Genomic DNA, 15,641 nt, shown 5'->3' on the forward strand with positions numbered 1-15,641 from the left:
TTTATATATGACAGCCAGTATTGCAACCAGTATCATTCCACCTACGTATATATTCATTCTATCAACTCCTTTTAAAATTCATCATATCTCATATCATACACTTTTTCAGATATCACAGGGTAAACATTTCCTCTGTCTGTAAAAATCCATGCTGCTCGTCCCTCATTGTTTTCAGTGTTGTAACCACCGAAATCATGAATACTCACTTCTTTCTCTGGAAGATACGCAGCCTTATATCTCTTTGTCTTAGGAAGCTTTGGAAGTTTTGACTTTTCATAATATTTAAAGAATGGAGCAAACTCCTCTTCTAATATCTTTTCCATTTCATCTCCAACTATACCATTTGTAAGTTTTCCACCTTCATCGAATAAGCTCACTACGGGCTTATCCTCCTTTACCATATACATTGATAATGAAGTCTGTAGATTATACCTATTAGATTGTATCTGAGCTATTTCTGCATCCTTCGTTATATTTGTAAATCTCGGTAGTGCTATCGCTGCAAGTATACCTATTACTGCTATCACCACCATTAATTCAATCAGTGTAAATCCTTGACGTTTCAAATTCCATCCTCCTAAATTAATCTCGCTTACATTTTATTATATAACTCGATATACATCGGTATATTTGCTCTAAATAACTTTATTTATGTATAAAGCATGCATATTTATGCCTTATTATTTTCCACAAGAGATCCCCAAGTCTCTTTAGGGCAGTTACTTCTTCTATAAGTTCTTTTTCCTATCCCCTTCCATATCTTGATATCTCTCGATTTAGCCTTTCCTCTCTTTCTATTACTTCCCCTTGTTACTGCACACTCTAGTAAAACTGTAAGCGTCAACAAAATGAAGACTTTCTTCACACACATCATTCCTCGCTTCCATAATAATTTTCATTACTTCATGGCTACAAGCATTTATCACCACAATACGTTCCTTCTTCTTCAGAAGGCTCTCTCTCACTTCCTTTCAAACGTTCATTATATAGGTTTACGTTACGTCTTTTCAATTCATCGGTTGAATTTTAAGGCTATATTAAGTTTTTTCAGTTTTAGTTGATATGGTACAGACTTGAATGGTTCGCCCCCTAAAATTTTAAAAAAAAGACCCCGGAGGGTCACATACCAAACGTAGAAATTATCTCTAACTAGAAGGGTGTCCAACTGAGTGAAAGTAACATAAAATTCTAAATTCAGCTCCAACTTTAATACTCTATCTTTCTCACTTAAATATATATCATCTTGTTCATCAAAAGGTACAAATAATAACTATAATAATCCCAACAACAGCTTTTTATAAAACTTTTTCGTCAAGTTAAATCTCAGTTAAGTTAAATTGTGTTAAACTTGAAAAAAATTCAATTATAACAAGAAAATAGCATTCATCAAATAGTTAAATTAGTTAACTATAAGCACTTTTATTCCTCAGTAGTTTACAAGTAAAATTCCCTCTATGTTTTTTCATGATTCCACCATTCAATTAAAAAAGGAGCCTTTCAGCCCCTTCTAATATTTATATTATTGCAGATTTTCTTAACTCTTTTTCATCTATAAAATTATCAATTGTAAAATCTTTAAATATCTTTCCTAGAATATAAACCATCAATATCTCCTTAAAATTTATCAAATCTTATACCAAGATCTTCTTCTCTTATCACAGGATACACTCTACCTTCATTAGTTACAGCCCATCCAGCATTATCACTAAAAGTAAAATCATCATATCCATAATCTCTGAAATCTTCATATATCAAATCATTATTAGTAACTAAGATTATATTGTTATATCCAGTTGTTGGTATAGATGGGATCTTACCATTCATATAATTATTTTTTAAATTATTAAATTCATTTTCTTTTATTGAATATTTTCCGTTTTCAAATAAATCTTTAATTTCTCTATCCTCTTTTATCGTCAACATACTAAATGCCGTTTCTAGATTCCTTTTATTAGCTTGGATCTGGGCTATCTTAGCATCTTTCGTGATATTCATAAATCTCGGTATAGCTATTGCTGATAAAATTCCTATTATTGATATAACTACCATTAATTCAATTAGTGTGAACCCTTTTTTCATTATTTTTCTCCTATATAACTTTTTTTATTTCAACTGCGAATATAACTATTACCATGATCCAAATTATTTTCTCTATCATTTTGACACCTCTAATTTTTTTATGCTTCCAATGTTTTTTCTTGTGCTTTTTATACTTACCTTCACTTCTATCCAAACACCAACGCTTCACCTACACAATACAGGCTAGCCACCATTAAAAATGCTTTCATAAATTTCTTCATTATATATCTCCTTTTAACTCTCTTTTTAATTCTTCTTTTCTGATATCCCAGATTAATCCGTTTTCTTCGATTTCCAATATATGATCTTCTTCTAATTGGACTCCTTTATCTCTGGCTTCCCTAAGCAATCTGAGCTTCTCCCTCAAATAATCTTCTCTGCTGTCAAAATCAATTATCCTTAACTTCTCCTCCTGTCTTCTAAACTTTCTATAAGCTCTTGAATTTATATTGTAGAGAAGAAGTAATACTACTAGCATAAACAAGACAAAAGCTTTAATTATAAATTTCATAATACTCATTTATTTTAAATCCTTTCTCCATTCCAGTATCTCTTTTAGTTGTATTTCCTGTGTTTTTTGTGACCTTTCTTCTTGCCTCTTCCTTTACCTTTGCTCTTTTTAACCTTCTTCTTTTCCTTCTTGCACTCTTCCTTCTTTTCCCTTTGCCTCTCTTCACACTTCTGATCAAACTCTTTTCTTGTTAGTGCTTCACCTTCAACGATATAAACTTCAGTGTATTTACATCCAGTCAAAGCAGTAACCATTGCCATTATTAACAGTATTTTCTTCATGTATCCTCCTCGGTGTTTTTGTTAATAAAACTTCCTTAGCTGTTTCTATAACTTTATTGCATTTAGCTGTTGGCATTATTATCTTTTTATCTGTAAGGTCTATCCTATTTACGTATCCTTCTATTTCAAGGTAGGTTAATCTTCTACTTATTCCCGCTCTATCTAAAGGTAACTCCTGACTTAGACTATATAAAGTTCTGCTGCCGTCACGGTATAAAGCCAATATTATAAGTATATCTGTTCTTGAGAGTTTATATTCCTTTTTTAAAAACCCGTATAAATTTGATTCTAAGTTAATTATCATACCTAATAACATACACAACTCCTATTCATAAAAAAAGCCCCGAAGGGCTATTAGAAAAAACTAGTTAAATAAGTTAAACTTATATCCCATACCTGCACCATACATAACATCTTGACCATCTGAAGTAGATACATTGGCGTTTACTCTAAATGCTTCACTTGGTTGCATAGCTAGACCGATTGCCACAGCTTGAGAGTTTCCATATCCGCCGATTCCAGCACCGACTCCAAGATCTCCTTCATCTAGCTCTGGATATACTATTGAGCTTGTAGCAGCTGACATGGCAAAGCCTCTGTTCATTTCACTCTCTAGACTCTGAATTCTATTATCTATTCTATCAATCCTATCTGAATTTCTCTGAATTCCATTAGTATTATCTTCAATTTTACTCGCATTATTTTCAATTCTTTTAGTATTACTTTCTATCCTTGTGGTATTCTTTTCAATTTTCTCTTTATTCTCTTCAGTTGATTTAATATTTGTAGCTATAGCTTCACCTTGAGCATTTACTTTATCATTCGTCCCTTCAATCATAGCTCTATTCACATCTGACTTTAATACCTTTTTTCTTGTTAAACCGTGCTCATAAAGCTTCTCATCTATTTCAGCTACTCTGCCTTCTGCATCATCAACTCTCTCTGTTAACTCCTTATGATTTTTATCCACTACAGCTTCTACCCCATCAACTCTATCATTAATTTCATTGTGATTTTTCTCTACTCTCTCATCCGTCTGATTGATTAGTCTTTCATGGTGGTTAGCAACGTTGTCTATCTTAGCGTCTATTCTTTTATTTTCCTTAACCCTTGCTTCATTCTCTGATTGGATCTTAGAACTATTTTCTACAGCCAGGTCTCTATTCCCCTTAATATCTTCAGACATTTCACTAACCAATTTAATGGTATCATTTGCAACGCTTTCGATCTTAGCTTCTATTCTCTTATTTTCACTTATATTGTTATCTCTTACCTCATTTATTTTAATAGTGTTATCAGAAATAGACTTTTTATTTTCTTCAATATTCCCTTCATTGACCATAGATCTAATCGTTGTATCCGTGATAATCTTTGACGATTTCTCCATTTCGTTATTAATTCTGTTTACTTCTACTTGAGCATATACATGATTATTTGATAATGATTTGCTGATATTAGACAGTGTTTCTAAATGATTATCTAGCCTGCCAGAATTTTTATCTATACCCTCCCACGCATTTTTGTTTCTTGAGACTGCATCACTTTCTACTCTAGTTATTTCTGCCTTAACTTCTGGGTCTATTTCTCCAAAAGCTATAACTCCTGCTAAGACTGTTATAATCAATATTAATTTCTTTCTCATATTAAAATCTCCTTAAAATTTGTTTAAAACCGTCTAACACAATACATCAATCAATTGAATTAGTCAACAATAGAATTCTTGCTTTTTTTAACCTGAACTTAACAAAAATTTACATCTTGGATACTTTTTAAAGTATCAGTTCACATTTTGTATTGGGATGGATAAAATCTATACAGTTTTTGTTTCATATTTGCATATATTAAAAAAGACTTTTGAAAACATTTTTTAATTTTTAAATTATTGTTATTTGGAAATAAACGACTAACCACATTAAGAATATAAACTGTCATATTTAACCTTACGTAAAGTTTTATTGTTTTATCGTGGTGGTATACTCTCTTATCTGTTTGATCTATCACTCTTGTAGTGTGCTCTGCAACGTTGTCGATCTTGGCTCCTATTCTCTTATTTTCACTTATATGCTGTTCTTTAATTCCCCTATTTTCTTTAATCCCTCCTTCATTAACTTTTCAACTCTGGTTATTTCCCTTTGAATTTCTTCATCGATTTCACCATAAGTCAAAGGTCCTGCCAGTACAGTCATGATTAACGTTAAACTTTTTTCATATTTTTTAATCTTATTTTAATAACCACTGGTAACACTATGTCATTTTTATAATTATTTAAAGCAATTCATTCAATATATCGCCTCATTAAAAAAAGACAGTCAAAAGACTGCCTTTCACTAATTAAATCATTATTATTCTTCCAAAGGACCAGCCAACTATAATTGCATAAACAATAAAAGCTGTTGTCTTTGTCCTAACGTCACTCTTCATTCCCTATTCCTTTCAATTAAAATTTATTAAAGTTTTCAACAAAACAATCTTCTGCTATTTCAAAATCCTTCCCTCTCCCCTGGTAAATACAAACAGACTTACTAGAGTTCTCAAATACACCATTTATCTAAGCATAGCTCATAATAACCGCTGAATAAATTTCGCAGCAGATCTTTCCGATTGAGATTATACACCATTAACTTTATGGTAAGCCTAGTATTTTTCATAGAGGGGTTTATGCAAAGGAATTTCTTACCATTAGCTATATGATCTTATATTCGTTGGAACATAAAAAAAATATTTACGTTTTCAATTGACAAAATATCTTAGAAAGGATATAATCACATTGTAAACAAATAATAGTTCAGTATTTTAGGGGGCTTCAGCCATCCTAATATATACTAGCAATGGAAGTGGATGAGTAACTGGTGTTCTCCCCGGTCTTCAAAACCGTGTGGGCGGCGTGAGTCGTCGGTAGGTTCGATTCCTACACATTTCCGCCAAATAGAAGTAAACGAGTTATTGTTAATAGAACAATAACTCTTTTTTTATACACCGATATATCATCTTTCAAGTTTTTCTTAGTTTAAGGAAGTTTTACTGTAATCTACAGGGCAAAAAACACTTAAATAAGGGCTCTATAAACCCTACAAAGGGTTTATAGAGCCCTTTCACTAAAATAATCTATCGATCGGTTTTTATCATCTATTTAACAAAAGACAGGGCCAAGCTCTCAGGAGGGTTTTAAGAGTTGAGAGGTACAATCACAAAGACACCTCCTCTACTGGCCCTTACAATGGAAATGACGAGGCATTATAAGACCCTTTAAAAATATTGCTATTCAAGGTATAATGTTCTAGTAGCGTAATCAAAATTCTTAACAGGATGCTACCAACTATTAAACCTTAAAGACCTATTGGGTCTTTTTTTATGCAGATAAAAACTTATTGAAGTAGACGGAGTGTGAGAAAAAGATGGTAAGAAAACTAAAGAGAGCAGAATCTCTGAAAAGAAGGTATTTTGGAGAGCTTCTAAGCGAGAAGGAGATAAAGAAGCATGCAATGAAAAGTAGCTTTGGAACACAAGATCTGGAGGAGATCTATCAAAAAGAGCTTGCTGGTCATATAGTAAACTCCTTTATAAAGTGGAGTGCTAAGCTGGATATCCCTGAGGATAAGATGCAGAATCTTAGCATCATTAAGGGTGAGGGAAAGGATTTCTGGGCAAAGTATTATCCACAAAATGAATCATGGCAGTTCAGAGTGGCCATGGGAAGTCTGCCAATAGACATCATCGACTACCTGGTACTAAAGGAGCTCTGCCACTACCATATCCAGGAAGAGGGGGAGGAGTTCCAGGCTCTTATGTTAAAGCATATGTCAGATTATCCTGAAAAAGCCCAGAGACTTAGGGAGATCGAGGAGCTAGGGGAGAAGTGGCTTAGCAACAGATAACTTTTATCAAAGGTTACAGCTTCAATCCTTATATCCCTAGAGACATATAAATATAAACAAACAACATAAATAAGGAGTGTATAAACCTTTATAGGGTTTATACACTCCTTTTTTTTAATTCTTATAAAAATAAATGAACCCTTAATTGAGTATCCACCTATTAGTTAATACACAGCTTCCATATTCAGGGACTCTACCTAGATATTTACCTTCTTTCCTCTGGATAAAAACTTAAACACCAGAAGGGAAAGAACAGACATAACTGTCAGTATAGTTGAAAGGGCAGCAGCACTTCCAAAGCTGTCCCTGATTACCTCTGTATATATGGCAACAGCAATAGTTCCAGTTCTTCCAGTATACAGTATGATAGTGGAGCTCAGCTCATTTATAGTTGAGATCCAGCTGAGTATAAGCCCGGAAAATATCCCCGGTCCCATCATAATAGCAGTGACCTTGAAGAAGGTCTTCATTGGAGAAACTCCCAGGTTTATAGAAGCCTCCTCTATACTGGGATCTATCTGGTGGAGGATAGCTGTTCCCGATCTCACTGTATATGCCAGCTTCCTGATAACATAGGAAACTATAAGTATAAACCCTGTTCCACTTAGAAGGAGAGGTCTCTTATTAAAGCATACCAGAAGTCCTATTCCCAGCACAGATCCCGGGATAACATATGGGAACATAATCAGAATATCCAGGATAGGAGCCAGCCTGTTCTTCCTCTTAAAGATAATATAGGATAGTATAAGTCCCATGAGCAGCATAACCACTATAGATATAATGGAATATAGGAATGTATTATAGATATTTGATGAAAGCTTATTCATAATATCATAGTAGCTGTCTAAACTAAATCCAGAAACAAATAGTGGTCCATTGGTTTTCAGGAATGAAGTGTAGATAACAACTAACTGAGGCAGGAATGCTATGAAGGATATAACTCCTACAAAGAGTGTTGCTAAAACTCTTCTGTTACCTTTAAGTGCCGTTTCCTTAGGGGGTCTGAGAGCATTCATCTTATAGCTCTTCCTGGAGATAAGATACTTCTGAAGGAAGAGTACGATGGTAGAGCATGCTACAACTACAACACTTATGGTACTTGCTACAGTGGCATCTCCCCCCATTTCACTCATGAACTCATCGTAGATCATAACAGGTAAAACCTTGTACCCCTCACCTATAAGCATAGGCGTTCCAAAATCAGCCAGGGAGGTCATAAATACCATAAGAGCCCCAGCAGTGATGGAAGGCATAACCAGAGGGAAGGTCACTGTAAAGAGCCTCTGTAGCCTGTTCATTCCAAGGTTTTCAGCAGCCTCCTCCAGGGAGGCGTCGATGCTGTTTAATGCCCCTGAAGTATAGATATATACATAGGGAAAGAACTTCAGGGTAAATACAATTACTATCCCTGTAAACCCGTATATAGTTGGCATAACTATCCCAAGGGGACTCAGAAGGTTAGTGATCCACCCGTTTCTTCCCAGAAGCAGTATCCAAGAATATGCTCCGATAAATGGAGGTGAGAGAAGGGAGATCATAATTATAAGATCCAAAAATCCCTTGAAGTATATATTTGTCCTGCTCATGAAGTAAGCCACAGGAACCCCTATCAGGGTAGCAAAAAGTGTAGCAGCAAAACACACTGCTAAACTGTGCTTCAATGCATTGAAGTAATAGGGAAGTGAAAAGAAGTCTACATAGTTTTCCAGGGTTACCCTTCCCGTTGTAGAACTTATAAAACTCTCACTTACCAGTGAAAATGATGGATAGATCAGAAATAAAAATATAAGCACCAGAGATGCCAGAGAAACCATATTCCAGAAGTTTAAATGTTTATTTATCTTCATTAACTTTCCTCACTTCTGTCAAAATATTTCCTCTTATCTTCAGGGAAGATAATTCCAACCTTCTCTCCTATACCCTTGATCCCCATATCCTTAGAAAACACCTTTACCTCTATGTTTTCCTCATTTTCTAACTTAACCTCATAGGACACGCACTCCCCTAGGAATGTAGTCAGGGTAATCTCTCCATTGATATTTCCGGAATCTGCCTCTACAATCAGGGTGTCTTCAGGCCTTACAGAAAGAAGCCTTGAAGAATCTCCTGTAAGAGCTGTATCATAGATGAAGTTTGACGTTCCTATAAAGTTGGCAACAAAGGCATTGGCAGGGGAGGAGTATATCTCCTCTGGAGTTCCAATCTGCTGGATTACTCCCCTGTTCATAACTGCAATCCTGTCGGAAACAGCCAGCGCCTCCTCCTGGTCATGGGTTACATAGATAGTTGTAATGTCCAGAGAGGACTGAAGCTTTTTAATGGTAGTCCTCATCTTAACCCTAAGCTTGGCATCAAGGTTGGATAGAGGCTCATCCATGAGCAGGATCTCAGGGTGGATAACGATGGCTCTTGCAAGAGCCACCCTCTGCTGCTGTCCTCCAGAAAGCTCTGAGGGCTCCTTTTCCGCCTGATCCCTCATCTCTACCATATCAAGGGCATTTAAAACTCTTTCCCTTATCTCATCCTTGGAAATTTTTCTGGCCTTTAATCCGTAAGCTACATTTTCAAATACGCTTATATGGGGGAAGATAGCATAGTTCTGGAAAACCATTCCTATATTTCTCTTATGAGCCGGAATATTATTTATCTTATTCCTACTTATAAAGATGTCTCCAGAGGTGATATCGTTAAATCCAGCTATCATCCTTAAAAGTGTAGTCTTTCCGCAGCCAGATGGCCCCAGGAGGGTAAAAAACTCCCCCCTCTTTATATCTAAATCAGCTCTGTGAACAGCTGTGAAATCATCATATTTCTTGGTTATATCTTTAATGTTAACTCCCATTTTTTAACCTTATTCCTTTCCTGAAACTATATTTTTCCATCTATTTACTATTGTTTTTTTGCTTTCTGAAGCCCATTCAAAATCATAGTCAACTAACTTAATCTCTGAGAGAGGAAGTAAGCCCTCTGGAGCAGCAACATCATCTCTTACTCCTCTGATCTTAAATTCGCTAGCTAAAGTCTTTTGAACTTCTTCACTTACGATATAGTCTAGGAATAATTTAGCGTTTTCTTCATTGACAGCACCCTTGATTAGGGCAGCAGCATCTGGAACAGCTGATGTACCTTCAGAGGGGTATACTATTCCAATGTGCCCACCGGCATTTCTATATTTAATAGCCCCTTTTTCATGAGCCAGTCCAATGGAATATTCCTTATCTACAACACCTTTAGGAACACCAGAAGAACTTCCCAGGATCTTACCATCCAGATTAGCTATAAATTTCTTGATAAAATCAAATCCACCTTCGTTGTCCTTTCCATAGGCAGTTAAAAGAGTGGCAGTGATGGTGTAAGATGATCCGGATTTAACAGGGGAAGCCATAGCAACCTGTCCTTTCCACTTAGGATCAGCTGCATCAGCCCAAGAAGTAGGGATGTCGTCTCCAGTTACAATATCAGTATTATAGATGATAACCATAGGCAGAAGGGCAAAACCAAACCACTTATCCTCAGTATCTCTAAATAGAGGATCTATCCTATCGTGACTTGCAGTTTTATATGGTGCAAAGTATTCTTTAAAGGAGTTAAGGGATTCAGCTCCTCCCCCCCAGATAACATCTCCCAGTGGGTTTGTACTTTCAGCCTGGATTCTTTTAAGGATTTCTCCTGTTCCAGCTGCAACGATATTAACCTTTATTCCTGTTTCTTCAGTAAAACTATTTGTAATAGTATTTAGAAGTTGAGATGGGTGCGATGAATACACAGTCACCTCGTTACTTTTTACAGGTGCTTCGGAAGTTTTAGCCTCCTCCTTTCCACAACCTACAAGTAACATAAGCGATACCGCCAACAGTAGATTTAAAATATTTTTCAACTTTTTCATATTGTTCCTCCCCGTACTGTTTTTTTATCAGTCTAATAGTAAACATTTTAGACAGTTCATTTAATAATATCAAATTTAATTGACCATTGCAATTTAAATAGTGTTATCCTGTTCTCTCCCTGAAACTATATCCTTCCACCTCTTAACTATCCTTTCCTTACTCTGAGAAGCCCAGTCAAAATCATAGTCCAGTAGTTTGATCTCTGAGATTGGTCCCAGCCCCTTGGGAAGGGCAACATCATCTCTGACTCCCCTGATGTTAAACTTAGTAGCCAGAGTAGACTGTACCTCCTCACTGGTTATATAATCCAGGAACAGTTTAGCATTTTCCTCGTTGACAGCCCCCTTTATCAGAGCAGCCCCATCGGGAACAACTGAAGTACCCTCGGAAGGATATACTATTCCTATATGTCCACCGGCATTTTTATACTTGATGGCTGAGCTCTCCAGGGTCAGCCCGATGGCATATTCCCCGTCTACAACCCCCTTGGGAACAGCAGAGGAACCTCCTAAAACCTTACCATCCAGGTTAGCTACAAACTCCTTAATAAAATCAAAGCCTTCCTCGTTATCCTTTCCAAAGGCAGTTAAAAGGGTAGCTGTAATTGTATAGGCAGAACCGGACTTAACCGGGGATGCCATGGCAATCCTTCCCCTCCACTTAGGGTCGGTAAGGTCCCTCCAAGATGTAGGAGCCTCCTCCTCTGTTACAAGGTCTGTATTATAGATCATAACCATAGGCAGAAGGGCAAAACCAAACCACCTATCCTCAGTATCTCTAAATTGGGGATCTATCTTATGGTTATTTTTAGTTTTATAGGGTTCGAAGTACTCCTTATAAGAATTTAAAGATTCAGCTCCACCGCCAAAGATAAGATCTCCCAGGGGATTGGCACTCTCTGCCTGGATCTTCTTTAGGAGCTCCCCAGTTCCGGCTACAACAAGGTTGACCTTTATTCCTGTTTCCTCTGTGAACCCCTTGGTTACACTATTGATAGCATCGGGAAAGAGGGGGGAGTACACCGTTACCTCATTACTTTTATGAGGAACCTTGTCCTCCTCTCTACCACAGCCTGCTACCAGGAGTGACAGCGTCACTATTAAACTTAAAAACTTTGTTAACTTCTTCATGTGATTCCTCCTGAAATTGTATTATAATTAATCTAAAAGAACTACTTTTAAACAACAGTATAAATAGTATCAGGTTTAGATATCTATTGCAATTAAAAGAGAAAAAATAAAAAACATTAGTTAAATTTTTAAAACTATTTTATTGTATAAAAAAGTTAAAAAAGTAATTCCAACGAAAATGTTGACTATTAATAGGGATTATTTTTATGCTATACTTTTCTACAGAATCAGGATAAAGGAGATATGAGATGAATAAAAAACCTACACTAGTTATTATGGCTGCAGGAATGGGAAGCAGATATGGCGGCTTAAAACAGATCGACTCCATTGGCCTCAATGGTGAGATTATAATGGATTACTCTATCTATGATGCCAGGTTAGCGGGTTTCGGAAAGATAGTTTTTGTTATAAAGGAGGAGTTTTACCAGGTATTTAAGGAGAAGATCGGGGATAGGATCTCAAAGTTAGAGGATATAGAGGTTAGATATGTATTCCAGGATATAAATTCGATCCCTGATGGCTATAGAGTTCCTGAGGAGAGGGTCAAGCCCTGGGGGACGGGACACGCTGTTTTATCCTGCAAAGATGTTATAGATGAGCCCTTTGCAGTTATAAATGCCGATGATTTCTACGGCTCAACAACCTTTAAGCTGATCCACGATGAACTTGTAAATCAAAAAAATGAATACGGGTACTCAATGGTTGGCTTTCAGCTGGATAAAACGATCAGTGAAAACGGAAGTGTAGCCAGGGGAATATGTACACTGGACACCGAGGGAAACCTGGTTTCAGTAGAGGAGAAAACCAAAATAGAGGAGATTTCTGGAAGGATCTACTCCCTTGAGGAGAAATGTAGTTCAAAGGAGGACAGGGCGGACCTTGTGAAAGTAGAGCTGGAGGGAAGTACTCCTGTATCTATGAATATCTGGGGATTCATGCCATCTATATTCAGAGAGCTGGAGTCTGGATTTGAAAAGTTCCTAGAGGAAAATATAGAAGATCTAAAAGCTGAATTTTATATTCCCAGCCTTGTAGATGACCTGATCAAATCAGGTAAGGCAGTTGTTAGGGTATTGGAAACCCAGGAAAAGTGGCATGGGGTGACCTATCAGAAGGATAAGGTGGGAGTTGCTGAAGCACTGAAAAATATGACCCCTGATATCTACCCAGACAGATATATAAACAGTTAGAGGAAAAGTCCATTTATGATATAGCTTTGAATTTTAAAAAAAATTTATTTTCTGACCCTGCCTCCAGGAGTCACTATACTTGACTTTTTTAAGTTTTAAGATTTTGTGAACTAATTAATTAGACCCACAGTACTTGTTTTATAATCCAAATAGGGGTAAAATCAGATTAAATTAAAGAGAAAACTTTGCATGACCGGCGGATAGTGGGACCGACTCACAGGGATTGCAATAGTATAGAAGCCGACCGCCTGGGCGAATAGATTGATTGTTTCAGTCTGTTTGTCCAGGCGGTTTTTTTATAAAAAAATTTGGGGGATGATGGGAATGAAAGGTTTTGAAGTGTGGAATGAGTTTATAGGTGGCAGATGGCAGGAAGAGATCCATGTGAGGGATTTTATTCAGAGGAACTACACTCCCTACTATGGGGATGAATCCTTTTTGGCGGGAGCTACAGAGAGGACCAGGGAACTCTTTGAAAAGCTGGAGGACCTCAGGAGGGTGGAGCTGGAAAGAAAGGGTGTGGTAGATATCGATACCCATACTGTATCCTCCCTTCTTACCTATGGGGCAGGGTACCTGGATAAAGAAAGGGAGATAATAGTGGGGCTCCAGACGGACAGCCCCCTGAAAAGAGGGGTAAATCCCTTTGGAGGGATAAAGATGACCAGGCGGGCAGTGGAAGCTTACGGGTATGAACTGGATGACAGGATCGAGGACTACTTTGCCTATAAAACAACCCACAATGACGGGGTTTTCAGGGTATACAACCAGGCTATGAAGACAGCCAGGAGCACAGGGATAATCACAGGGCTCCCCGATGCCTACGGCAGGGGGCGTATTATCGGAGACTACAGAAGGGTAGCCCTCTATGGAGTAGATCGCCTTATAGAGGATAAGAAAAGGGACAGGAGCCTCTACGGTATGAAAAGGATGAACGAGGAAAATATAAGGCTTATGGAGGAGATCTACAAGCAGATCGATTTCCTGGAAAAATTAAAGAAGATGGCAGAAATTTATGGATGCGATATCTCCATGCCTGCCAAGGATGCCAGAGAAGCCGTGCAGTGGCTCTACTTTGCCTATCTGGGAGCAATCAAGGAGCAAAATGGAGCTGCAATGTCCCTTGGAAGGGTCAGTACATTCTTGGATATATATTTTCAGAGGGATATCCAGAGGGGAGCCCTGGATGAAGGGGGAGCCCAGGAGATAATAGATGATTTTGTTCTCAAGCTTAGGATGGTAAGGCAGCTGAGAACCCCTGAATACAATGAACTTTTTGCAGGGGATCCCAACTGGATTACAGAGGTTATAGGGGGAGTGGGAGTAGACGGCCGTTCTATGGTTACAAAGACATCCTACAGAGTTCTGAACACCCTCTATACCCTAGCACCTGCACCTGAGCCAAACCTCACTGTATTGTGGTCTGAAAACCTTCCCGTGGAGTTTAAGAGGTTTTGTGCAAAGGTTTCAATGGATACAGACTCCATTCAGTATGAGAATGATGACCTTATGAGGCCTCGGTATGGAGATGACTACGGGATAGCCTGCTGTGTATCTGCCATGAAGATAGGGGAGCAGATGCAGTATTTCGGGGCCAGGTGCAATATGCCTAAGATACTTCTCATGGCATTGAATGGTGGAAGGGATGAGATCTCTGGAGTGCAGATAGGACCTGAGATGGAAAGTGTAGGGGATACTCCCCTGGATTATGACAAGGTAGTAGAGAGACTTGCCATTTACCGTGAGTGGCTCTGCGAGCTCTATGTAAATACCATGAATGTCATACACTTTATGCACGACAAGTATGCCTATGAAAAAACCCAGATGGCCCTTCACAATACCGAGGTGGAAAGGTTTATGGCCTTTGGGATGGCCGGCTTATCAGTTGTAGCAGACTCCCTGAGTGCCATAAAGTACGCTAAGGTGACTCCTGTAAAGGATGAGAGGGGAATCATAATAGATTTCAAAGTAGAGGGAAGCTTCCCTAAGTTTGGAAATAACGATGACAGGGTGGATACAATAGCCTCCCAGATCACCGAGGATTTTATAGCTGATCTCAGAAAGCACGAAACTTACAGGGATTCTATCCACACCCTCTCCATCCTTACAATAACCTCCAATGTAGTTTACGGAAAGAAGACGGGAGCTACTCCAGATGGAAGAAGGAGGGGGGAACCCTTTGCCCCAGGGGCAAACCCTATGCACAACAGGGAGGAGAGGGGAGCACTGGCTTCCCTGAGCTCTGTAACAAAGATTCCCTATGATGCATGCCGTGACGGTATCTCCTGTACCTTTAGCATCCCTCCTAAAACTCTGGGGAAAACAGAGGAGGAAAGAAAGATTATCCTGGAATCCATCTTAGACGGTTACTTTATACAAAATGGACACCACCTCAATGTAAATGTTCTGGACAGGGAGAAACTGGAGGATGCTATGGCACATCCCGAGAACTATCCAAACCTCACCATAAGGGTCTCGGGATACGCTGTAAACTTTAATTCCCTGAGCAGGGAGCAGCAGAGAGAGGTAATAAGCAGGACCTTCCACAGCAATATATAGATAGGTTATTAAAATGCTGATTTTATTTGAGCTCTCTAGAGGATCAACTCTGAGGGCTCTTTTTTATTAGAAAAGTTAAATCTCTTAACTCTTTAAAAGTAAACTTGAACTTTTCTCCAGTTCTTTTTT

Annotated in this window: 13 protein-coding genes, 1 tRNA gene and 1 riboswitch; of the genes, 4 read left to right on the top strand and 10 right to left on the bottom strand. The window is 37.9% G+C overall.

Going from position 1 to position 15,641, the window contains the following annotated elements:
- Window positions 1–71 precede the first annotated feature (71 nt).
- The 6 genes from QMG11_RS08940 to QMG11_RS08965 form a co-directional block, all read right to left on the bottom strand.
- A complete protein-coding gene (locus QMG11_RS08940; protein ID WP_281835305.1) occupies window positions 72–566 on the bottom strand; it encodes a type II secretion system protein in 495 nt (164 codons plus the stop codon).
- Between the two features lie 1,048 nt (window positions 567–1,614).
- Entirely contained in the window at window positions 1,615–2,079 is a 465-nt protein-coding gene (locus tag QMG11_RS20005) for a type II secretion system protein (protein WP_309302089.1), read from the bottom strand.
- A gap of 220 nt (window positions 2,080–2,299) precedes the next feature.
- Window positions 2,300–2,599, bottom strand: a complete 300-nt coding sequence (locus QMG11_RS08950; RefSeq protein WP_281835306.1) for a hypothetical protein — start codon at window positions 2,597–2,599, stop codon at window positions 2,300–2,302.
- Between the two features lie 35 nt (window positions 2,600–2,634).
- A complete protein-coding gene (locus QMG11_RS08955; RefSeq protein WP_281835307.1) occupies window positions 2,635–2,871 on the bottom strand; it encodes a hypothetical protein in 237 nt (78 codons plus the stop codon).
- Window positions 2,819–3,187 carry a helix-turn-helix domain-containing protein gene (locus tag QMG11_RS08960; RefSeq protein ID WP_281835309.1) on the bottom strand — a complete coding sequence of 123 codons (369 nt, stop codon included), beginning with the start codon at window positions 3,185–3,187 and terminating at the stop codon, window positions 2,819–2,821. Before QMG11_RS08960 ends, QMG11_RS08955 begins: the two co-directional genes overlap by 53 nt.
- A 48-nt stretch (window positions 3,188–3,235) precedes the next feature.
- Window positions 3,236–4,513, bottom strand: a complete 1,278-nt coding sequence (locus QMG11_RS08965; protein WP_281835310.1) for a YadA-like family protein — start codon at window positions 4,511–4,513, stop codon at window positions 3,236–3,238.
- A gap of 1,188 nt (window positions 4,514–5,701) precedes the next feature.
- Here QMG11_RS08965 and QMG11_RS08970 point away from each other — a divergent pair.
- Together QMG11_RS08970 and QMG11_RS08975 are read left to right on the top strand one after the other, a co-directional pair.
- Window positions 5,702–5,795 (top strand) — tRNA-Sec (locus tag QMG11_RS08970).
- Between the two features lie 471 nt (window positions 5,796–6,266).
- Window positions 6,267–6,746, top strand: a complete 480-nt coding sequence (locus QMG11_RS08975) for a YgjP-like metallopeptidase domain-containing protein (RefSeq protein WP_281835312.1) — start codon at window positions 6,267–6,269, stop codon at window positions 6,744–6,746.
- 197 nt (window positions 6,747–6,943) lie between these two features.
- Here the strand turns inward: QMG11_RS08975 and QMG11_RS08980 are convergent, their stop codons facing one another.
- The 4 genes from QMG11_RS08980 to QMG11_RS08995 all read right to left on the bottom strand — a co-directional run bounded on the left by QMG11_RS08980 (window position 6,944) and on the right by QMG11_RS08995 (window position 11,763).
- A complete protein-coding gene (locus QMG11_RS08980; RefSeq protein WP_281835314.1) occupies window positions 6,944–8,593 on the bottom strand; it encodes an ABC transporter permease in 1,650 nt (549 codons plus the stop codon).
- Window positions 8,593–9,588, bottom strand: coding sequence for an ABC transporter ATP-binding protein (locus QMG11_RS08985; RefSeq protein ID WP_281835316.1), 996 nt, complete (start codon window positions 9,586–9,588; stop codon window positions 8,593–8,595). Before QMG11_RS08985 ends, QMG11_RS08980 begins: the two co-directional genes overlap by 1 nt.
- 9 nt (window positions 9,589–9,597) lie before the next feature.
- On the bottom strand, window positions 9,598–10,632 hold the full coding sequence (locus QMG11_RS08990) for an ABC transporter substrate-binding protein (protein ID WP_281835317.1): 1,035 nt from the start codon (window positions 10,630–10,632) through the stop codon (window positions 9,598–9,600).
- A gap of 93 nt (window positions 10,633–10,725) precedes the next feature.
- Window positions 10,726–11,763 (bottom strand): ABC transporter substrate-binding protein, encoded by a 1,038-nt coding sequence (locus tag QMG11_RS08995; protein ID WP_281835318.1) that lies wholly within the window; start codon window positions 11,761–11,763, stop codon window positions 10,726–10,728.
- Between the two features lie 248 nt (window positions 11,764–12,011).
- Between QMG11_RS08995 and QMG11_RS09000 the strand changes: the two genes are divergently transcribed.
- Together QMG11_RS09000 and pflB are read left to right on the top strand one after the other, a co-directional pair.
- Window positions 12,012–12,953, top strand: coding sequence for a sugar phosphate nucleotidyltransferase (locus tag QMG11_RS09000; RefSeq protein ID WP_281835320.1), 942 nt, complete (start codon window positions 12,012–12,014; stop codon window positions 12,951–12,953).
- A gap of 179 nt (window positions 12,954–13,132) precedes the next feature.
- Window positions 13,133–13,214: riboswitch (ZMP/ZTP riboswitch) on the top strand.
- A 63-nt stretch (window positions 13,215–13,277) separates the two neighbouring features.
- The gene (gene pflB, locus QMG11_RS09005) at window positions 13,278–15,512 is read left to right on the top strand and encodes a formate C-acetyltransferase (protein WP_281835322.1); all 2,235 of its coding nucleotides are present in this window, start codon (window positions 13,278–13,280) and stop codon (window positions 15,510–15,512) included.
- Window positions 15,513–15,641 lie beyond the last annotated feature (129 nt).

The sequence above is a fragment of the Propionigenium maris DSM 9537 genome (assembly GCF_027925155.1).
In the GTDB taxonomy this organism is placed as follows: domain Bacteria; phylum Fusobacteriota; class Fusobacteriia; order Fusobacteriales; family Fusobacteriaceae; genus Propionigenium; species Propionigenium maris.

Bases quoted from the DNA above. Each gene is read 5' to 3' on its own strand.
- QMG11_RS20005 (WP_309302089.1), bottom strand. From the start codon at position 2,079: ATGAAAAAAGGGTTCACACTAATTGAATTAATGGTAGTTATATCAATA.
- QMG11_RS08950 (WP_281835306.1), bottom strand. From the start codon at position 2,599: ATGAGTATTATGAAATTTATAATTAAAGCTTTTGTCTTGTTTATGCTA.
- QMG11_RS08955 (WP_281835307.1), bottom strand. From the start codon at position 2,871: ATGAAGAAAATACTGTTAATAATGGCAATGGTTACTGCTTTGACTGGA.
- QMG11_RS08960 (WP_281835309.1), bottom strand. From the start codon at position 3,187: ATGTTATTAGGTATGATAATTAACTTAGAATCAAATTTATACGGGTTT.
- QMG11_RS08965 (WP_281835310.1), bottom strand. From the start codon at position 4,513: ATGAGAAAGAAATTAATATTGATTATAACAGTCTTAGCAGGAGTTATA.
- QMG11_RS08975 (WP_281835312.1), top strand. From the start codon at position 6,267: ATGGTAAGAAAACTAAAGAGAGCAGAATCTCTGAAAAGAAGGTATTTT.
- QMG11_RS08980 (WP_281835314.1), bottom strand. From the start codon at position 8,593: ATGAAGATAAATAAACATTTAAACTTCTGGAATATGGTTTCTCTGGCA.
- QMG11_RS08985 (WP_281835316.1), bottom strand. From the start codon at position 9,588: ATGGGAGTTAACATTAAAGATATAACCAAGAAATATGATGATTTCACA.
- QMG11_RS08990 (WP_281835317.1), bottom strand. From the start codon at position 10,632: ATGAAAAAGTTGAAAAATATTTTAAATCTACTGTTGGCGGTATCGCTT.
- QMG11_RS08995 (WP_281835318.1), bottom strand. From the start codon at position 11,763: ATGAAGAAGTTAACAAAGTTTTTAAGTTTAATAGTGACGCTGTCACTC.
- QMG11_RS09000 (WP_281835320.1), top strand. From the start codon at position 12,012: ATGAATAAAAAACCTACACTAGTTATTATGGCTGCAGGAATGGGAAGC.
- pflB (WP_281835322.1), top strand. From the start codon at position 13,278: ATGAAAGGTTTTGAAGTGTGGAATGAGTTTATAGGTGGCAGATGGCAG.